The organism is Acinetobacter venetianus RAG-1 = CIP 110063 (genome assembly GCF_000368585.1).
Classification (GTDB): domain Bacteria; phylum Pseudomonadota; class Gammaproteobacteria; order Pseudomonadales; family Moraxellaceae; genus Acinetobacter; species Acinetobacter venetianus.
Map to the genome: position 1 here is coordinate 116,849 of NZ_KB849558.1, position 16,012 is coordinate 132,860.

The following is a 16,012-nucleotide window of genomic DNA, read 5'->3' on the forward strand; positions in this document are numbered from 1 at the left end:
AAAACTCACTTTCTCAATAATTTAGTTAAATAAATGATTACATTGAGAAAGCAAAAGGTGGGGCTCGACCTTGGGGGATGAGAAATAAGCGTTGTAATGAGAAAAATAACGCAATAAAAACTTGATATAAGTGTAAAAAGCGGACTTGTAAGCGAACAAAAACTTCTTTAACCCCAAGTGTTGGAGGAGCAACTAAATGCCCATAAAAGAAACAGAATGGACATTGATGGTTAAAGTCGTGTTGATGCGAATGATGTGTCGAATCAAAATGTACATGATCGCTTGTTGCGTGATTATGTTCTAAAGGATTTTGATGTGATACATGTGCTGAGTGAGCAGTGTGTTCATGTTTCATTTGGGAAGACAAATGCGTTACAGTCTCACAAGCTGGAGAAATTTGATATTTCTCTGGCAATAGAGGCTGCAAGAAGACAGCTATCTGTAATGCTATTGTTGCAAAAGCAAACAATATCCCAAGTCGATGTATCAAGACACTTCTCTACATTGGTATTTCAAACCAGTAAGTTGAGATTTCAAGTAATTCTTACTGGCTAACTCAACTTTCGATTAGTAGTCATCATACACCTAAATTTTAGAAAAATCTTACTTATAAATTACATATATTATTATTTTTAAATGTGATTTATTACATAATGATTTTGCTATAGTTTCTTATATGGGTTGAACGTTGAATAAAGAACCGACCCATGCTGAAAATGCCATTGCTAAAATTCCCCACAAAGTGATGCGTACGCTGCCTTTGAGCATTGATGTTCTAGCAAAATAACTCGATAAAGCACCTAAAACCGCAAGGGAAATGACACCTGTAATTAATACAGAATGCGCTACCCATTCATGCGAACTGAGTAGAATCGCTAACATGGGGAGGGCTGCACCACATGAAAATGATGCAGCTGATGAAAGTGCTGCTTGCACAGGGTTTGCTGCGGTATTTTCATGGATACCAATTTCATCACGTGCATGTGCACCAAGCGCGTCATGAGCAGTTAACTGGACGGCAACTTCATGGGCTAGTTCAGGGCTTAAACCACGTGAAATATAAATTTGAGTTAATTCTTTTAGCTCGGCATGAGGGTTTTTCTCAAGTTCATGGGCTTCTGAGCGTAGATCAGATTTCTCAATATCTTCTTGTGATTTAACAGAAATATATTCTCCAGCAGCCATAGATGTAGCACCAGAAATTAGCCCAGCAATACAGGTAATTAAAAGTGTATGTGAGCTAGCGCCACTGGCTGCCATCCCCATAATTAAACTAGTTACAGAGATAATTCCATCATTTGCACCAAGTACGGCTGCACGAAGCCAGCCAGAACGCTGCATAACATGGATTTCAGAGTGGTGAGAATGCGACATAATTTTACTCTTATATAAAATATTGTTGGTTATCTAAAAAGTGATGTATTCAAGTGTTATTTTAGTTTTATCAATGATTCATCAACTTAACTTACTTATAAAATAACTTATTTTAACGATACCAGAACAGCTGTTTAGTTATAATATGTGAATAATTCGCCGTTTTAACTCTTTGTTTAATCTACTATTCGTGGTAGTTGCGCTGAGTGCTTTTAGTTGAGATATAAGATGAACTATTCCAAGAAAAAGCCCATAACTTATTCATTATTAGCTTTCAGTTTAATGTTTCCTTTTCAATTTGCATTCAGTGCTGAGACTACTTTTGTCAAAGAAGGTGATGCTGAGTATAAGCCAGGTAACCCAATTTATGATCGTTGGGATCAGTTTTATAAGCTTGAGCCAAATCAGCCAGAACAGGCTGAAAAAGTTTTACTAGAGTTGAGCGAGCTTACACCTCAAGATGTAAAGGTTTGGAAAAGCTTAACTTATCTACAAATTCGACTAAATAAGCAGAAGCTAGCACTTCAGAGCGTACAACAAGCCTCAAAACTTGATCCGCAGGATGATCAACTTAAATTGCAACAAGCCTATCTATTGAATCAGCTCCAAAAAGACAAAGATGCACTGCCGATTTTTAAGGATTTAACAACTTCAAATAACCCAGAAATTGCGAGTAAAGCACAAGAGGCGGTACGTAATTTAAGCGGTGGTGCTGTAAAACCAACATTTAAAGATATCTATTTCGCTCCATCATATGAGTCACGTTATGATGATTTTATTTTTCCATTAAAAATGCGCTATGGGAAAAACTTAGATAATGGACGTACACAAGTTTATGGTTTTATAAACCTTAACCGAGATACAAAGTCTAAAGGTGGTGTTCGACCAGAAATTATCGATGAGAATGCTGTAACTGTCGGTGTTGGTGCCAATTACCAACCTTGGACATCAATACCACTTCGAGCTTATTTAGAAATCGGTGGCAGTTATGATCTGATTGATCGTAATCGCGATAAATTCCGTGAAAGTGTGGTCGGTGGTGTAACAGGTTATCAAGAGTGGTATGCCAATCCAGCTCTTGAGCAACGTACAGTTTGGAATGACTATTTTACTGACTTATATGGAAACATAGCGAGTTATTCCAGAGAGGACTATAACGTGATTGCTGATTTGAGATTACGTTCAGGTTTTAATGTATATCGAGGTGAAGCTGGTACGGTACAGGCCTATGGCAAATTACATGCCTTAGCCGATTCAAAAGGTGAAAACTACAATAACTTATTTGAATATGGAGCTGGTGTGGCATGGCAACCATTTAACTACATACCTGTGAAAATTCGTGTTGAACGTCTATATGGGAACTACTTTAAAGATGCTTTGGCGGATGGTACTGACAGCTATAACAATACCCGTACCGAACTTGTTTTTTATAAGGATTTTTAAGAACCATAACGCAATTTATACCATAGCGTAACAGCATAAACAGTCCAGCGGTTCATGTAATGTGGGCCGTCAAAAATATAAACTTTTTGACCTTCATAAGCTTTTAATTGTTCAGCGATTTCCCAAGGATATGCTGAACGAAATTGTCCATTTTTCTTTGGCCTAAATGCTTCTAATACAATAATGATATGTTCTTTACCAAACTCAAGTTGAAGCTGTTCCAAAGTCTTTCTTGCTTGTTCAGGAGTACGAGTTCCTACACCGACGCCATCCTGAAAGAACACACCAGTATGCTCAGGTAACCAACTTCTTAACCAAGAATCTAAGTGATGTGGTGTTTGCTCAGCGCTATAAATACTGATCCAGACTGGCTTGGCTAGAATATTAATCGCTTTAGCTAGATCGTCTACACAAATCCATGTTGGATCTGCTTCTACGGGGAAGTAATATCCTTTAAGCGGGTATGATTGAGTTTGCTCAATAATTTTTTTTGAGTGTGTTGCCAGATTTACAACATTTGCTCGTGCTGTTTTTTCATCATATTCACCAGCAAGACCTAAAATAATGTTTTCTGCCCACGGTTTTTGATTCAGCTTTTTTAAGTTGATATTCTTTTCCCATTTGGGAAAATCCATATCGAGATCAAACCAAGATTTTGATTCAACAATCGACCACTGTGGAACAAAAGTATTTACCCCTAATAAGTCCCAATTTCCCTTAGGGGCTGTTGTGGCTAGGTCAGGTTGCCAAAACATACCTTCGATTTGAGGAGGTTGTATGACAGGGCTACTGCGCATACAACCTGAGACAATTAGCGCTGAGAGAATAAGGCCAATTATAATTGATTTTTTTTTAGTCGGCCTTGTTATTGTCATTGCGTCGTTTTCGCCAATACCAGAATAGAATCACCAGTATAATGATCGTAGAGATAGTAACAATCAAGATGAAAAATGAAGATTGTTGTACTAAAGGCGCTTTTTGATTACCAACGATGATTTTTTGCAAAATAAAAACTTGGCCATTTTCGGCAATTAAAATCTTGCTGGCATTATTTGGAATGTCATGCTGAATTTTATCCCAAAGTCGTGTGAAGTTCTGTGCTCCCTCTAACGAGTCTGTGATAACATCAAAACGTTGATCATGTGAACTCACCAAAAAACCACGTGCAGTTGCTGGTGCATATATCACGTCAGGGTGCATCAAAACTTGTTGTCGATATATATTTGGATTGACTTGAACGTTTAAGACTTCTGGTTTGGCATTGTCAAATTTCACTAGGTTTAATGGCACAGGATCATTGGTCATTAACATTTTCTTGGCTGTTTGACTAATTGCAATCGCCATTTCTAAACTACCAGGATGGCTATCTATTGCGATGGTTGGGTGAGTTGCAAAGCTTACTGAGAGTGATCCAACACCGTTTTTCATTTTATGCGGTAATTTTACGGTTGATTTTTGGGTATCAATCCATAATGAACCTTTTGCCGTCGGTAAACATTGTGAGTTTACAATCACTGAGTTTTCCAATTTCATGCTAAACGTTGTGTCATTAGAAATATTTTTAGCAAAGTAGTTGAATTGGCGATTGACTGGATCAGAAGCCAAGTCAGCAGTTTTTAAACTGCCTGCTAATCCACCATCAATCCACGTGGTGATATTTGAGCCTTCGAGTAAACCACTTTGTACACGAAGTGCAATTTGACCTTGTAAGATATCGGTTGGTTGCCAAACAGCAGGGAAGTTTAAAAATAGATTTTTCTCAGCTTGGTTTAATCGAAAATCACTAATCCCTAGATCGGCAAGCGTTTTAATTTCTTTCAACTGTGCCCAATTAGGCGCAGCAATTTTATTTGGAAGATATGTTGCCGAAGTATCTAACTGATCTAAATAGCTAGTATTGAGTAAGCCATTGATTGCCGATTTTAATTTCTCAGGTTGGTCATATTGAATTTCTAAAGTAGGAATATCATCCTTTAAAATAATTTGAGCAAATGTACCATTTGGTAAAGGTGTCGCTGACTTTTTCAGTTCAATAAAGAAATTTGCAGGTTGATTCGTCGGCGCATTTTGTTCGTACCATTTGATTTGAGTAACTGGCGTCCATGCACTCACTAAGCGACCAAGCATCGAAGCTTCAGTTAAGTTGGCGGGGTTATATTTTAAAACACCGATAAAAGGTGTTGGACGCACAATTTGTGGATTGAATAGGGCATCAGGTAAGTCTTTCAGTTTGTAAACTGGGCGATGACGTAAATAATCTATTTTTGAGTTGGTTAGGTAGGTAACTTGATCCACATCTTCACTACAGAATGTCGTGCGATTCGCTGCAGGTGAAGTTGATGGTGAATATTGTTGCAGAATAAAATCAAGGCGATGGAAGCCACTTTTACTCGCAGGAATATTAAAACTCAGTTCACCCGTGCCGTTAAGCATAGTGTTATAGATGAGTTTGTCATCATATTTCACCAGTAGAGATGTGTAGTGTTCAGTAGCATATTCACTGCTAAAACGAATACTTTGCCATTCTGAACCTTTTCCGATATAGAAATAGTGAGGCTCAATGGTGTATTTATTTGAGGTATCAATATTGTCAAAAGTCCAAGTATTCCATGTCTCTGCATTGGATAAAATCGGCAAAGAGAGCGCTGCGCTGGTTAAAAGAACTTTCAATACTTGATGATGTAATGGATTTTTTTTCATTTATTTTCTCTCTTTGCTACGTTCAGTTTTGTACCACTGTAATGAGTTTCCCTGTATTTTATTTTTCAACATATCGTATGCTGCTTTGAAAACGATGAATAAGAAAATTTGGGAATAGGTTACATAGGATAAAACTGAGAAGAAATACAGTTGTGGTTTTGCTCTTTCTAATGAAAGCGTGAACCACATTTGGGCAACATATAAGCAAAATGATAAGCCCCAAAGTAAGGTGAATGGACCCGCAAGTGTGATCCCTGCAATACCGAGTAAGCCTAAGCTTAACGTGATATGACTCCATATTAGTGCTGGCACAAACAGTACATAGCACATGATGTTATTAAAGATCTCGATCCCAATTGGAAAAGGTTTTCTTAAAGCAATAGGTAAATATTTACTGGTTACATAAAAGTTACCTTGTGTCCAACGAGAACGTTGTTTGATAAATACGCTGAGTGAAGGAGGGTCTTGTTGCCAACCCACCGCGTAAGGCACCCATTTGATTCTTCGCTGACCCAAGAAAATCCTAAAGCTCATTTCTGTATCATCTACCAGCGATTTTTCATCGAAACCACCTAAGGTTTCTAAGGCATCACGCCAGATCACATAGTTGGTTCCCATCAATGTTGAGAGCTCAAAACGTTGCCAGCGTCCACCTTGGAAAATCCACTGAAAGAAAATAAATTCAATTGCAATAAAGCGAGTCAAAATACTATCTCGCCAGTTCCGTGTTCGAACTTTACCGTTTACCGCAACTAACTTTTTATCAGCAATTAAGGTTTGAGCAAGTAAACGAACGCAATCTGGTTCAGGTGTACTGTCGGCATCATAAACAACGATTAATTCACCTTTGGCATGTGGTAAACCGTTATTTAAAGTGCGAGATTTACCTTTTCCTCCCATACCCTTAGGGACATTGACGATTTTAATACAGGGATAAATTGCTGCCATGCGCTCCGCGATTTCTAAGGTATTGTCTTTAGAACCATCATTGATCAGTAAGACTTCATAGGCATGAGCTGGATAATCTTGTTGTGCAATTGCATGTAAAGTATCTTCGATAACAACGCCTTCGTTATAGGCGGGAATCAAGACACTTAAAAATGGCCATTGCTCAGGCACAGGCATATTTTCGAGTTCGCGGGCGGCATTTTTTGAGTATTTCCAAGCTTGATAACTGAGCCATGCCCAAAAGGCTTGGGGAATCCAAATACCTAAAAAACCAAATAAGAAAAGAACATCAATTGCGGGCATTTATTCTTCTCCTACGAATGATGGACATAATCAGGATCAGCAATAAAGTGCATCCGAGTAATAACGAAATCCATGAAATTGAACTACCAAATGTGCTTAACAAGCTTGGATAACGGGCAGAAAAGATATAATCGAGTGGGATAACAACAGTGCTCATCACTATTAAAAAATAACCTGATGGAGTGGTTTTTACTCTTTCAGGCGTACTTTGAAACTTGGTATTGTGTATTTTCCAAGAAATCCCAAGCTGTGGATATTCAATATTATTTAGAGACATGTTCTCAGGAGGATTGATAATCACTTGATAACCTGAACTTAATGTCGCATCTGTGGTCGCGTTATAAAAATATTGTTGTTTACGTTGGATGGCACGAGCTGGAATATTTAAATCATCGTCTTGTGATTGGATGATATAACTCCCCGCAGGTTGTGAAATGATGTTTTCATCCCAGCCTGTTTGTACAAACGCAACCAATGGTCGTAAACCAATTGCAGTAGAAAAAGTCGCTTTAGATGCAAAGTATCTTGATTGCTTCATTTGATAGTAAGCAACAGGAATAGCACCTTCACTCACTGCTTTTTTAATTCTTATATAATCAATTAAACTAAAATATTCATTGGGTAAAATAACACCAGGCTTAATACCGTGTTCAACTAACTTTTTAAAACTTTCAGACTGTAATTGATCGGAAGTGAATACTGGCCACCATGTCGGAGGCTTTGAAAAAAAGTGCGGAATTGCCTGAGTAGATTGGATTTGCGTTAATGAGTCATCATAACGACGCTCAATTTTACAATGATAATATTGTTGATAAAAATCCTGTAAGGTTTGATCTGGGAAATTAGCGGTTGCCACTAATATTCCGCAAATGTTTACGATCACTGACATTTATGCATCTCCACTAATAGGAGCAACGCATTCATTGTGTTGTTCAATTTGAAGCTTAAGCACGCTTAGTTCTTGTAAGCGTTGTACAAATAGAGGGGGGGAGAGGTCATCATCTGATTTATTTTCATGAATGACAATACTTCTAATTTCACTAAGCTCTTCACTAATGAAATGATAAATGACACTGTCTTGATCACTTGATAAAATCTCCATGATCTTATTCTGAGTTTCTTTCCAAATATCTTCACCTAACATTTCTCGGATAAGAACAGTGTTAGTGATATGTATGCTAAAAACTTTATAATGATCTTTTTGAGTGAGTTTCAATAACTTGCGTAATTCAACCTGAAAATGATTTAAAGCTGTTAACGGTAAAATATCATGTTGATAGTTTCGATCATAACTTTGAATATCACGATAAGTTTTAAGGGCGTTTTGAATATTATGACGTACTGCACTCATAAAAATTGGTGCCATTGGAATCACAAAAAGTAAGAGTAGCTGTCTTTCAATATAGGTTTGATTGGCTAAATCTAAGGCAAAATAAACAGCCATACTTACGAATGCAACTAAGCCTAAAATCAGTGCTAAACCGACATTTAAAAAAGCACCCGCGATTAATAAGAGCAATAGGAAAATCCAACTACCGCGATAAGTTGCAGGCAGCCACTCATATGCGATTATTCCCATAAAAATTTGAGAGGAGATAATCCATAAGACGAGGGCTGGAGCAGGATTTTTTTGCATAATAGTTTTAATTTTATTAAATTATTCTGTGATTAATTTAGCATTTTAGCCGCATGCATTCGATTGTTTTATGTTATTTATTTTTTAAAATAATTGTATAAAACAGTAACATAAATTTTTTATCTATTAAATTTATGATATGCGAGGCAACTTATAAGTAAGTCTTAAATACTTCAATCGCTTTTGCTCTTGATATCTTTAGATCAACCATAGGGCGTGGATAATCTAAGTGTTTTATTGCATTTTTTGCATAAGGCTCATGGATGGTTTTAGCATCTAAATGGGCAAGTTCAGGTACCCATCGACGGATATAGTCACCATTTTCATCGAATTTTTTTGATTGGCTGATTGGATTAAAAATACGAAAATAAGGAGCAGCATCTGTTCCTGTTGAGGCACACCATTGCCAGCCACCATTATTGGCTGCCAAGTCTCCATCAATCAACTGTTGCATAAACCATTGTTCACCTTTACGCCAATCGATGAGTAGATTTTTGCTGAGGAACATCGCACAGATCATGCGAACACGATTGTGCATCCAGCCAGTCGCTAAGAGTTGACGCATACCCGCATCAACAATTGGAATGCCTGTTTGCCCTTGTTGCCATCGTTCCAATCCACTCGGATCATCATTCCATGTGATTTTTTGAGTAGATGCTTTAAATGGCTGATGCTTAGAAACTTGCGGGAAGTCAAATAAGATATGTTGATAAAATTCACGCCACAACAATTCATCTAACCATGTCTGTTGACCTTCAGACTCAATTAAAAAATCACCATGTTGTTGTCTGAACAACGCTTGAATGCATTGTCGAATCGAAATAATACCGATATTTAAGTAAGTGGATAATTGGCTCGTTCCAGATTGAGCTGGAAAGTCTCTTGCCGTTTTATAATCTGTGACATGATCTTTGATAAATTGATCTAATAACGATAAAGCATAAGATTCTCCAACAGGCCATTCTGTTAAATGGCGATCCTTGATTTGGGTCAAGTAAACTGAACGTAATGTTTCGATATCCGCTGTTGATGATTGAGCAATATCAATTTGTATTTTTTTCTGAGAAGAGGGTGATGGGTAGCATTGCGGCAGACCATGTTCTAGACGTTGATAGCAGGTTTTCTTGAATGCGCCAAAAACTTGGTAAGGAGAATCTGATTGATTGCGGATCGAGGCAATCGGAAATAAGGTACGATCATGAAAAAGATGAAACTCTTTTTTTTGTGAATTGAAAAAGGCTTGTACTTCCTTATCTCGTTTTAACTCGTTGACTCCGAGTTCGATATTGGCAAAGATGTTTTCAATCTGAATATCTTGCAGAAGTGCGTTGAAGTAATCAGGAATGTCTTTCCAAAGATCAATGTTTTTTATAATCAGCGGAATATTGAGTGCGTTTAGTTGTTGTTCCAATGTTTGTAATTGGCGTAAATAAAAATCTATTTTAATCGCTGCATCATCATGTCGTCGCCATTGTGCAGGTGACAAAATACAGATTGCAATGCAAGGACCAGCTTGAGTTGCATGCCATAGCGCAGCATGATCATGGATTCTTAAATCTTGGCGAAACCAAATTAACTGATAAGCATTTGACATAGAATGGCTGTATTAAAATTCAATTTAAAAGATTAATTATTATTTTATCTAAGTCTATGTGAAGAAAAAGCAAAGCCGAAGCTTTGCTTTTTTAAAATCTAATTCAAGAAATGAATTAGTGGTGGTGACCACCTACACCGTGTACGTGACCGTGATCTAATTCTTCTTGAGAAGCATCACGGATTTCTACGATTTCAACTTCGAAAGTAAGGTCTTGACCAGCAAGTGGGAAGTTTGCATCAACGATAACGTTTTCGCCTTCGATCGCTTTAACTGTAACGATTTGAACGCCATCATCGGTTTGAGCTTGGAATTGCATACCAGGTTGGATGTTGTCTACACCTTGGAACATTTGAGCTGGAACTTCTTGAACTAGGTCAGGATTGTATTCGCCGTAACCTTCAGCAGCTGGAACGTTCACAGTGAACTTCTCACCAACAGTTTTGCCTGTAAGTGCATTTTCTAAACCAGGAATGATGTTGCCCGCGCCGTGCAAATATGCAAGTGGTTCACCTTGAGATTGATCAAGTGTTTCACCCTCAGCGTTTGTTAAAGTGTAGTGGAATGAAACCACGTGGTTATTTGCAATAGCAGTCATGTTATTTGATCCATTCAATCAATTTAGGTGTACATCATAAAGTGAAAAATAGGTTCTTTTCCACTTTTTGACACTATTCAACTATAAATGGGAACGAAATTTGAGATTTCAACTCAATACAGTTTAATTTTTGGGCGTACACGACGCGTCAGAAAATCTTTCATGGTTAACATACCTGCTTGGGTATAACCATGAATATTCGCTTGATGCAGTCGGTAGAGTGCGACGTACATGGTTTTTGCAATAAAGCCTTGTACGCTAACATCGCCGAGCAATTCTCCTACAGCTTGATTACGGCTCAATGAAACCAATGAACCTTTATCATTAAAGCTAAACATAGGTTGTGGTGTGCCTGCTATGCGAGCAGCCATTGCATCGACTAGAAACGTTGCTTGCTGACTGGCTACTTGAGCACGAGGGCCCAGTGGTGGTTGACGTGCATCTAACTGGCAATTCGCACAGTCACCAAAAGCAAAGACATTTTGATCGGAGTAGGTTTGTAGCGTCGCGTAAACCATCAAACGATTAATCTTATCTCGTTTGAAATCCTCGAAACTTTCTAAAACCTTAGGTGCTTTTACTCCTGCTGCCCAGACTGTGATATCTGAATGGATGACTTCACCATGACTAAAATAGACATTTGATTCATCCACTTTTTGGACTTTATGTTGAGTCAAAATTTCAATGCCCATTTTTTTAAGCTGTTTTGCACTATGCGCAGCAGTCTTTTCATTTAATGCTGGCAAAATACGGTCAGATGCTTCGATCAGCGTAATTTTGACTTGTTTAGGGTCAATTTTCTTCAAGCCATAACGGTAGAAGTTCTTGGTGGTTTCAATTAACTCAGCAGCAAGTTCAACGCCTGTTGCACCCGCACCGACAATTCCAATATTCAAAGCGCGTACATCTGCTTGATTTTGCGCCTCGATATAAAGATGGAATAAATCTTGTTGGAAAATATCAGCTTGCTGGCGGCTATCTAGGAAATGACAATGTTCACGAACACCTTCTGTTCCAAAATCATTAGATACCGAGCCGACGGCAAGCACTAAGGTATCGTATGTCAGGTTTTGAATTTGAGGCGTGTGTTCTTTGGAAAGTTGTGGGGGAGAAATCACAATTTGCTTTTGGTCTTTATTGACCTTAATGAGTGTGCCGAGTACAAATTCGAAATGATGCTTTTCAGCGTGGGCAAAATAATTGGTTTGTTCTTCGTGAGGATTGAGAGAGCCAGCGGCTATTTCGTGTAGGAGAGGTTTCCATATGTGTGTGAGGTTTTGATCGACTAGGGTAATTTTAGCTTTCTTTCGTCTACCAAAACGTTCACCTAGTTGTGTTGCAAGCTCTAAACCACCTGCGCCACCGCCCACAATCACGATATGATGTAAGGTTTTGCTCATGATTAACCTAATTATTTTTGTGAAAGGATGGTTGGATTATGCCATCCTTTTTTCACGATTGTATGGTCAATCTTGATAAAAATAGTAGACTTTTTATCCTTGATTTAGAGGGTAAAGTTTGGCAACCTTAGAATCATTGGTTGAAAAAAATGAGAATAAATTAGAGAACCAAATCATAATTTTCTGGAAAATATTAGCCTCTTCAATATGCACATCATTCTCAATCTGAAAGCTGCGAATTAACTGATTATTTTGATAAATTGACACAGTTGCCAAGTTCATCACTTGCATCAATGGTGCAGTTAAATGCTGTTCATTCAACTCAATATTGATATGCGTATTTGTTGTTTGTAATGGCTCAACCGATGTTACTTGCTGGTTAGCATCCACTAAATGAATACGTTGTGTCGTTAAGTCAAAGCTATTTAAGTCGATGGGTGTCGTTGGAGCGTATAGAGAGGTAGTTACAATCGTCGGTTGTTGAGTTTCAACCTTAAACATTTTTAACGTTGATTTAATTACGGGTAACTCAGCGATCAATCTTTGTTGTGGAATAACTTCTTCGTCACGCGTATAGGTATAAGCTAGATTCATAAGCTTATGCGCCACTTCCGCACGCTTTTCCGCACTTGGCGTACCTAGAACCACAACAATCAGACGGCGTTTTTCAACATGAGGATTAAGGGTTGGGCGTTCAGCAGTGAGTGCCAAATTATAACCCGCTGCTTTTGTATAACCTGTCTTTAAACCATCTGCTGTTGGATCCATTTTTAATGCAAGGTTAGTTGCATGATGGAAATGTTGGTTATAGCTAAAGCTTGGCATTTTTGAATAATATAAATATTCTGGTGTTTGTTTCACGATTGCTTTTGCAAGCATGCTCAGATCAGCCGCAGTAGAGTAGTGATCAGTCATCGTAATCCCAGCTGGATTACTAAAGTGAGTGTCTTTCATACCAAGTGCTTGAGCTTCTTGGTTCATTCGAGCAACAAACTGAGGAACACTACCTGAAATCTTTTCCGCAAGTGTTACTGCCGCATCATTGGCAGACATCACTATCAGACCTGCTAAAAGCTGATCAACAGAAATTTGTTCTCCCGCTTTTAAATACATCTGGGACTCATCCCACATGATGGTATTCACCACAGGCGTTGCCGTAATAACGTCTTCTTTACGTAATTTTCCAGCTTCTATTTCTTTTAAAGCGATATAAGCAACCATCATTTTTGTCAGTGAAGCAGGGGCACGTTGTACATGACTATTGTGCTCAGAAATAATCTGTCCCGACTGAGCATCGATGATAGACCAAGCCTGTGCTTCAACTGATTCTGGTGCGATATTAAGTAAATTTGCATGCGCGAAGTTGACACATAGCAAGCTAAACAACGTAAAGAGAGAGAGGATGAATTTCACGTAAACACCTTGTGTTGCCGATCCAATGGCACGAAATGCGAAAGAAGCATCCTATGACTTTTTGGCTATGGAAGCTAGCGACTTTTGCTGACAATTACGACATCTACGCATGACTTTGTAAAAAAATGCTAAGCTGTGAGAAATTGTTCTTATTTTTACGATCTAAAGCTATGTTGCACTACCAAATTGAGTTCGACGATTATCGCCAACATCTTGTTCATGTCACCCTTCGTTTTCTAGCAAATCCTAACCAAGAACTTTGGTTGCCAACGTGGATACCGGGTAGTTATTTGGTTCGAGAGTTTTCAAAGCATATTGAATCAGTGAAAGCCTCCGATGAAGCAGGGCGCATACTGAGCATTAAAAAGACAGAAAAGAATCGCTGGCGTTTATTCAATACAGATCATGAGCTGATTACGGTTGAATATGATGTCTACGCATATGATTTATCTGTTCGTGGTGCTTATGTTGATCAAACTCGTTTATATATCAACCCAGCATGTGTTTGCTTAGGTTTACAAGATCAAGAACAAGCACCTTGTGAAGTTGAGGTTTTCCTACCTAATGAGCTAAAGCATTTTCAGATTGCAACAGGTCTAACTTCAAAGAGCCTCGTCAAAGGTCGTTTCACATTAAAAGCTGAAAATTATGATCAGTTGATTGATAGTCCATTTGAACTTGCTGATCAAAGTCGTTTTAGTTTCGAAGCTAATGGTATTTCACATGCGTTTGTGATTTCTGGTAAACACAGTACCGATTTAGATCGTTTAAAAGCAGACATCAAGAAAATCTGTGAAACGGAAATTAACCTGTTTGGTTCTGCGCCATTTAAAGACTATACCTTTATGACTATGGCGACTGGTAATAGTTATGGTGGATTAGAACACTGTAATAGTACGAGTTTAATTACGCCACGCGATGACCTTCCCAAAGCGGGCGAAGCTGAAGAGCCATCCAAGGATTATCAACGTTTCCTTGGTTTATGTAGTCATGAGTATTTCCATTCATGGCTAGTTAAATTTATCCGTCCTGAAAATTTTGCCAATTATGATTTGCACAAAGAAGGCTACACCAGCTTACTTTGGATTTTTGAAGGTTTTACCTCTTACTATGATGATTTAATTTTATTGCGTAGCGGTGTGATTTCGCAGAAGTCATATTTAGATTTACTCAAAGCACAAATTGATCGTTATTTGCAAAATCCTGGTCGCTTTATTCAGTCAGTTTCTGAGTCGAGTTTTGATGCATGGATTAAATTCTATCGCCAAGATGAGAACTCAAATAACGCGGGAACGAGTTATTACAACAAAGGCAGCTTAGTCGCACTGTGTTTAGATTTAGGATTGCGTTTGCGAGGTTCGAATCTTGATGCTCTCATGCGTCGTTTATATGAAAATACCCAAAATGGGATGCAGGTAAATGATCGTACCATTGTTGAGCTATGTAATGAGTTGACAGGGGATAATTGGATTGAACAAATCAATCACCTCATCAATACCACAGATGAATTACCACTTGATCAGTTGTTCCCTGAGTTTGGTTTAAGTTACAGCATTAAAAATGACAAGTCTTTGCCATTTGGTTTAAAAGTGGCGGATAAGGCGGAAGGTGTTGTGATTCAACAAGTGCGTCGCGAGAGTGCCGCTGCTCAGGCTGGCTTATCTGCTAACGATGTCATTATTGCCGTTGATGGTTTAAAGGCATCTGAAAAACTCTTAGCGAAGTACGCAAAGCAACAAGGCACATTTACAGTTTATGCATTCCGTCGTGATGAATTGTTGCAGTTTGAAATTTCAGCAGGAGAAAATTTACTCTCAACAGTTGAATTTAATATTGATGATCAAGTGAAGTTAGACGCTTGGTTGAAAGGCTGATTTAGTCAATGATCTAAATTCTTAGATCAAGATCTTGATCGAAAGGAGGGGCTCGATTTAGAGTCCCTCTTTTTTCTAATTGGATTTAATTTCCACGATATGTTGAATATCCATAAGGACTAATAAGCAGTGGGATATGATAGTGTTCAAGTTTTCCATCTACAGAGAAGATAACTGGAACTTCTGGGAAAAATGAACTCTGTTTGTTCTTTTGAAACCATTCACCTGTTTTAAACGTGACTTTATAAATACCTTTTTCAAAAGGAGTATCCTGTGGATATAGTGCAGTGATTCGACCTTGTTGATTCGTGGTGCTTTTACTTAGTTCTTTCCATTGATCCTTTTCTTGTTTTTCTAAAATCACTTTTACGCCAGCAGAGGGAAGACCATTCTCTAAATTGAGAACATGCACACTTAGCGGATTTTGAGCAAAGCTAAAAGATGAAATAAAAATCGCTGAAAGTGGAACAAGCGCTTTAATCATGTTTCTGATCCTAAAAATAAAAAAATGATTTTAATCATTTGTTCAAAATTTAGGTTTACAAAATGTATATGAAACTAGAGTCGAATATTCGTTTCGATTCAAACAATCTATTATGAATAGATATTTCTTGTAAAAGATTGGACATATATTTATGTACAAATATAAGTCCAAAGATGAATGCACAAATTGGATAAAGAATATTCATATTGTGGTATTTCGTAGCGAAATGTCGTTATCACGATATA

The 16,012-nt window shown here is 38.0% G+C and carries 14 protein-coding genes; 2 read left to right on the forward strand and 12 right to left on the reverse strand.

The features are described from left to right. Positions 1-37: 37 nt before the first annotated feature. Positions 38-490, reverse strand: a complete 453-nt coding sequence (locus F959_RS06015; protein ID WP_004878380.1) for a DUF2946 domain-containing protein — start codon at positions 488-490, stop codon at positions 38-40. A gap of 182 nt (positions 491-672) precedes the next feature. Beyond that, positions 673-1,374 (reverse strand): VIT1/CCC1 transporter family protein, encoded by a 702-nt coding sequence (locus F959_RS06020; protein ID WP_004878381.1) that lies wholly within the window; start codon positions 1,372-1,374, stop codon positions 673-675. Between the two features lie 228 nt (positions 1,375-1,602). Here F959_RS06020 and F959_RS06025 point away from each other — a divergent pair, with 228 nt between their 5' ends. Then, positions 1,603-2,817, forward strand: a complete 1,215-nt coding sequence (locus F959_RS06025) for a tetratricopeptide repeat protein (RefSeq protein ID WP_004878382.1) — start codon at positions 1,603-1,605, stop codon at positions 2,815-2,817. Here the strand turns inward: F959_RS06025 and F959_RS06030 are convergent. The 9 genes from F959_RS06030 to F959_RS06070 form a co-directional block, all read right to left on the reverse strand. Beyond that, complete coding sequence (locus F959_RS06030) at positions 2,814-3,614, reverse strand: alpha-amylase family protein (RefSeq protein ID WP_017196730.1); 801 nt, start codon at positions 3,612-3,614, stop codon at positions 2,814-2,816. The genes F959_RS06025 and F959_RS06030 overlap by 4 nt on opposite strands. Positions 3,615-3,669: 55 nt before the next feature. Then, the gene (locus F959_RS06035) at positions 3,670-5,517 is read right to left on the reverse strand and encodes a hypothetical protein (RefSeq protein ID WP_004878384.1); all 1,848 of its coding nucleotides are present in this window, start codon (positions 5,515-5,517) and stop codon (positions 3,670-3,672) included. Beyond that, on the reverse strand, positions 5,518-6,768 hold the full coding sequence (locus tag F959_RS06040; RefSeq protein WP_004878385.1) for a glycosyltransferase family 2 protein: 1,251 nt from the start codon (positions 6,766-6,768) through the stop codon (positions 5,518-5,520). Beyond that, complete coding sequence (locus F959_RS06045) at positions 6,755-7,657, reverse strand: hypothetical protein (RefSeq protein ID WP_004878386.1); 903 nt, start codon at positions 7,655-7,657, stop codon at positions 6,755-6,757. Before F959_RS06045 ends, F959_RS06040 begins: the two co-directional genes overlap by 14 nt. Beyond that, positions 7,658-8,404, reverse strand: a complete 747-nt coding sequence (locus F959_RS06050) for a hypothetical protein (RefSeq protein ID WP_004878388.1) — start codon at positions 8,402-8,404, stop codon at positions 7,658-7,660. A gap of 151 nt (positions 8,405-8,555) precedes the next feature. Then, a complete protein-coding gene (gene phrB, locus F959_RS06055; RefSeq protein ID WP_004878389.1) occupies positions 8,556-9,998 on the reverse strand; it encodes a deoxyribodipyrimidine photo-lyase in 1,443 nt (480 codons plus the stop codon). 115 nt (positions 9,999-10,113) lie between these two features. After that, entirely contained in the window at positions 10,114-10,596 is a 483-nt protein-coding gene (locus F959_RS06060) for an FKBP-type peptidyl-prolyl cis-trans isomerase (protein ID WP_004878390.1), read from the reverse strand. Positions 10,597-10,709: 113 nt separating this feature from the next. Beyond that, positions 10,710-11,996 (reverse strand): NAD(P)/FAD-dependent oxidoreductase, encoded by a 1,287-nt coding sequence (locus F959_RS06065; RefSeq protein WP_004878391.1) that lies wholly within the window; start codon positions 11,994-11,996, stop codon positions 10,710-10,712. Between the two features lie 93 nt (positions 11,997-12,089). Further along, entirely contained in the window at positions 12,090-13,409 is a 1,320-nt protein-coding gene (locus F959_RS06070; protein WP_004878392.1) for a D-alanyl-D-alanine carboxypeptidase PBP6B, read from the reverse strand. A gap of 170 nt (positions 13,410-13,579) precedes the next feature. Between F959_RS06070 and F959_RS06075 the strand changes: the two genes are divergently transcribed. After that, positions 13,580-15,283 (forward strand): M61 family metallopeptidase, encoded by a 1,704-nt coding sequence (locus F959_RS06075; RefSeq protein ID WP_017196731.1) that lies wholly within the window; start codon positions 13,580-13,582, stop codon positions 15,281-15,283. An 85-nt stretch (positions 15,284-15,368) separates the two neighbouring features. On the opposite strand, the gene uraH is transcribed toward F959_RS06075, so the two are convergent. Continuing rightward, positions 15,369-15,767: a hydroxyisourate hydrolase gene (uraH, locus tag F959_RS06080; RefSeq protein WP_004878394.1), complete on the reverse strand. Its 399-nt coding sequence runs from the start codon at positions 15,765-15,767 to the stop codon at positions 15,369-15,371. Positions 15,768-16,012 lie beyond the last annotated feature (245 nt).

Coding starts and splice junctions, on each gene's coding strand:
- F959_RS06020 (WP_004878381.1), bottom strand. CDS start 1,374: ATGTCGCATTCTCACCACTCTGAAATCCATGTTATGCAGCGTTCTGGC.
- F959_RS06025 (WP_004878382.1), top strand. CDS start 1,603: ATGAACTATTCCAAGAAAAAGCCCATAACTTATTCATTATTAGCTTTC.
- F959_RS06030 (WP_017196730.1), bottom strand. CDS start 3,614: ATGCGCAGTAGCCCTGTCATACAACCTCCTCAAATCGAAGGTATGTTT.
- F959_RS06035 (WP_004878384.1), bottom strand. CDS start 5,517: ATGAAAAAAAATCCATTACATCATCAAGTATTGAAAGTTCTTTTAACC.
- F959_RS06040 (WP_004878385.1), bottom strand. CDS start 6,768: ATGCCCGCAATTGATGTTCTTTTCTTATTTGGTTTTTTAGGTATTTGG.
- F959_RS06045 (WP_004878386.1), bottom strand. CDS start 7,657: ATGTCAGTGATCGTAAACATTTGCGGAATATTAGTGGCAACCGCTAAT.
- F959_RS06050 (WP_004878388.1), bottom strand. CDS start 8,404: ATGCAAAAAAATCCTGCTCCAGCCCTCGTCTTATGGATTATCTCCTCT.
- phrB (WP_004878389.1), bottom strand. CDS start 9,998: ATGTCAAATGCTTATCAGTTAATTTGGTTTCGCCAAGATTTAAGAATC.
- F959_RS06060 (WP_004878390.1), bottom strand. CDS start 10,596: ATGACTGCTATTGCAAATAACCACGTGGTTTCATTCCACTACACTTTA.
- F959_RS06065 (WP_004878391.1), bottom strand. CDS start 11,996: ATGAGCAAAACCTTACATCATATCGTGATTGTGGGCGGTGGCGCAGGT.
- F959_RS06075 (WP_017196731.1), top strand. CDS start 13,580: ATGTTGCACTACCAAATTGAGTTCGACGATTATCGCCAACATCTTGTT.
- uraH (WP_004878394.1), bottom strand. CDS start 15,767: ATGATTAAAGCGCTTGTTCCACTTTCAGCGATTTTTATTTCATCTTTT.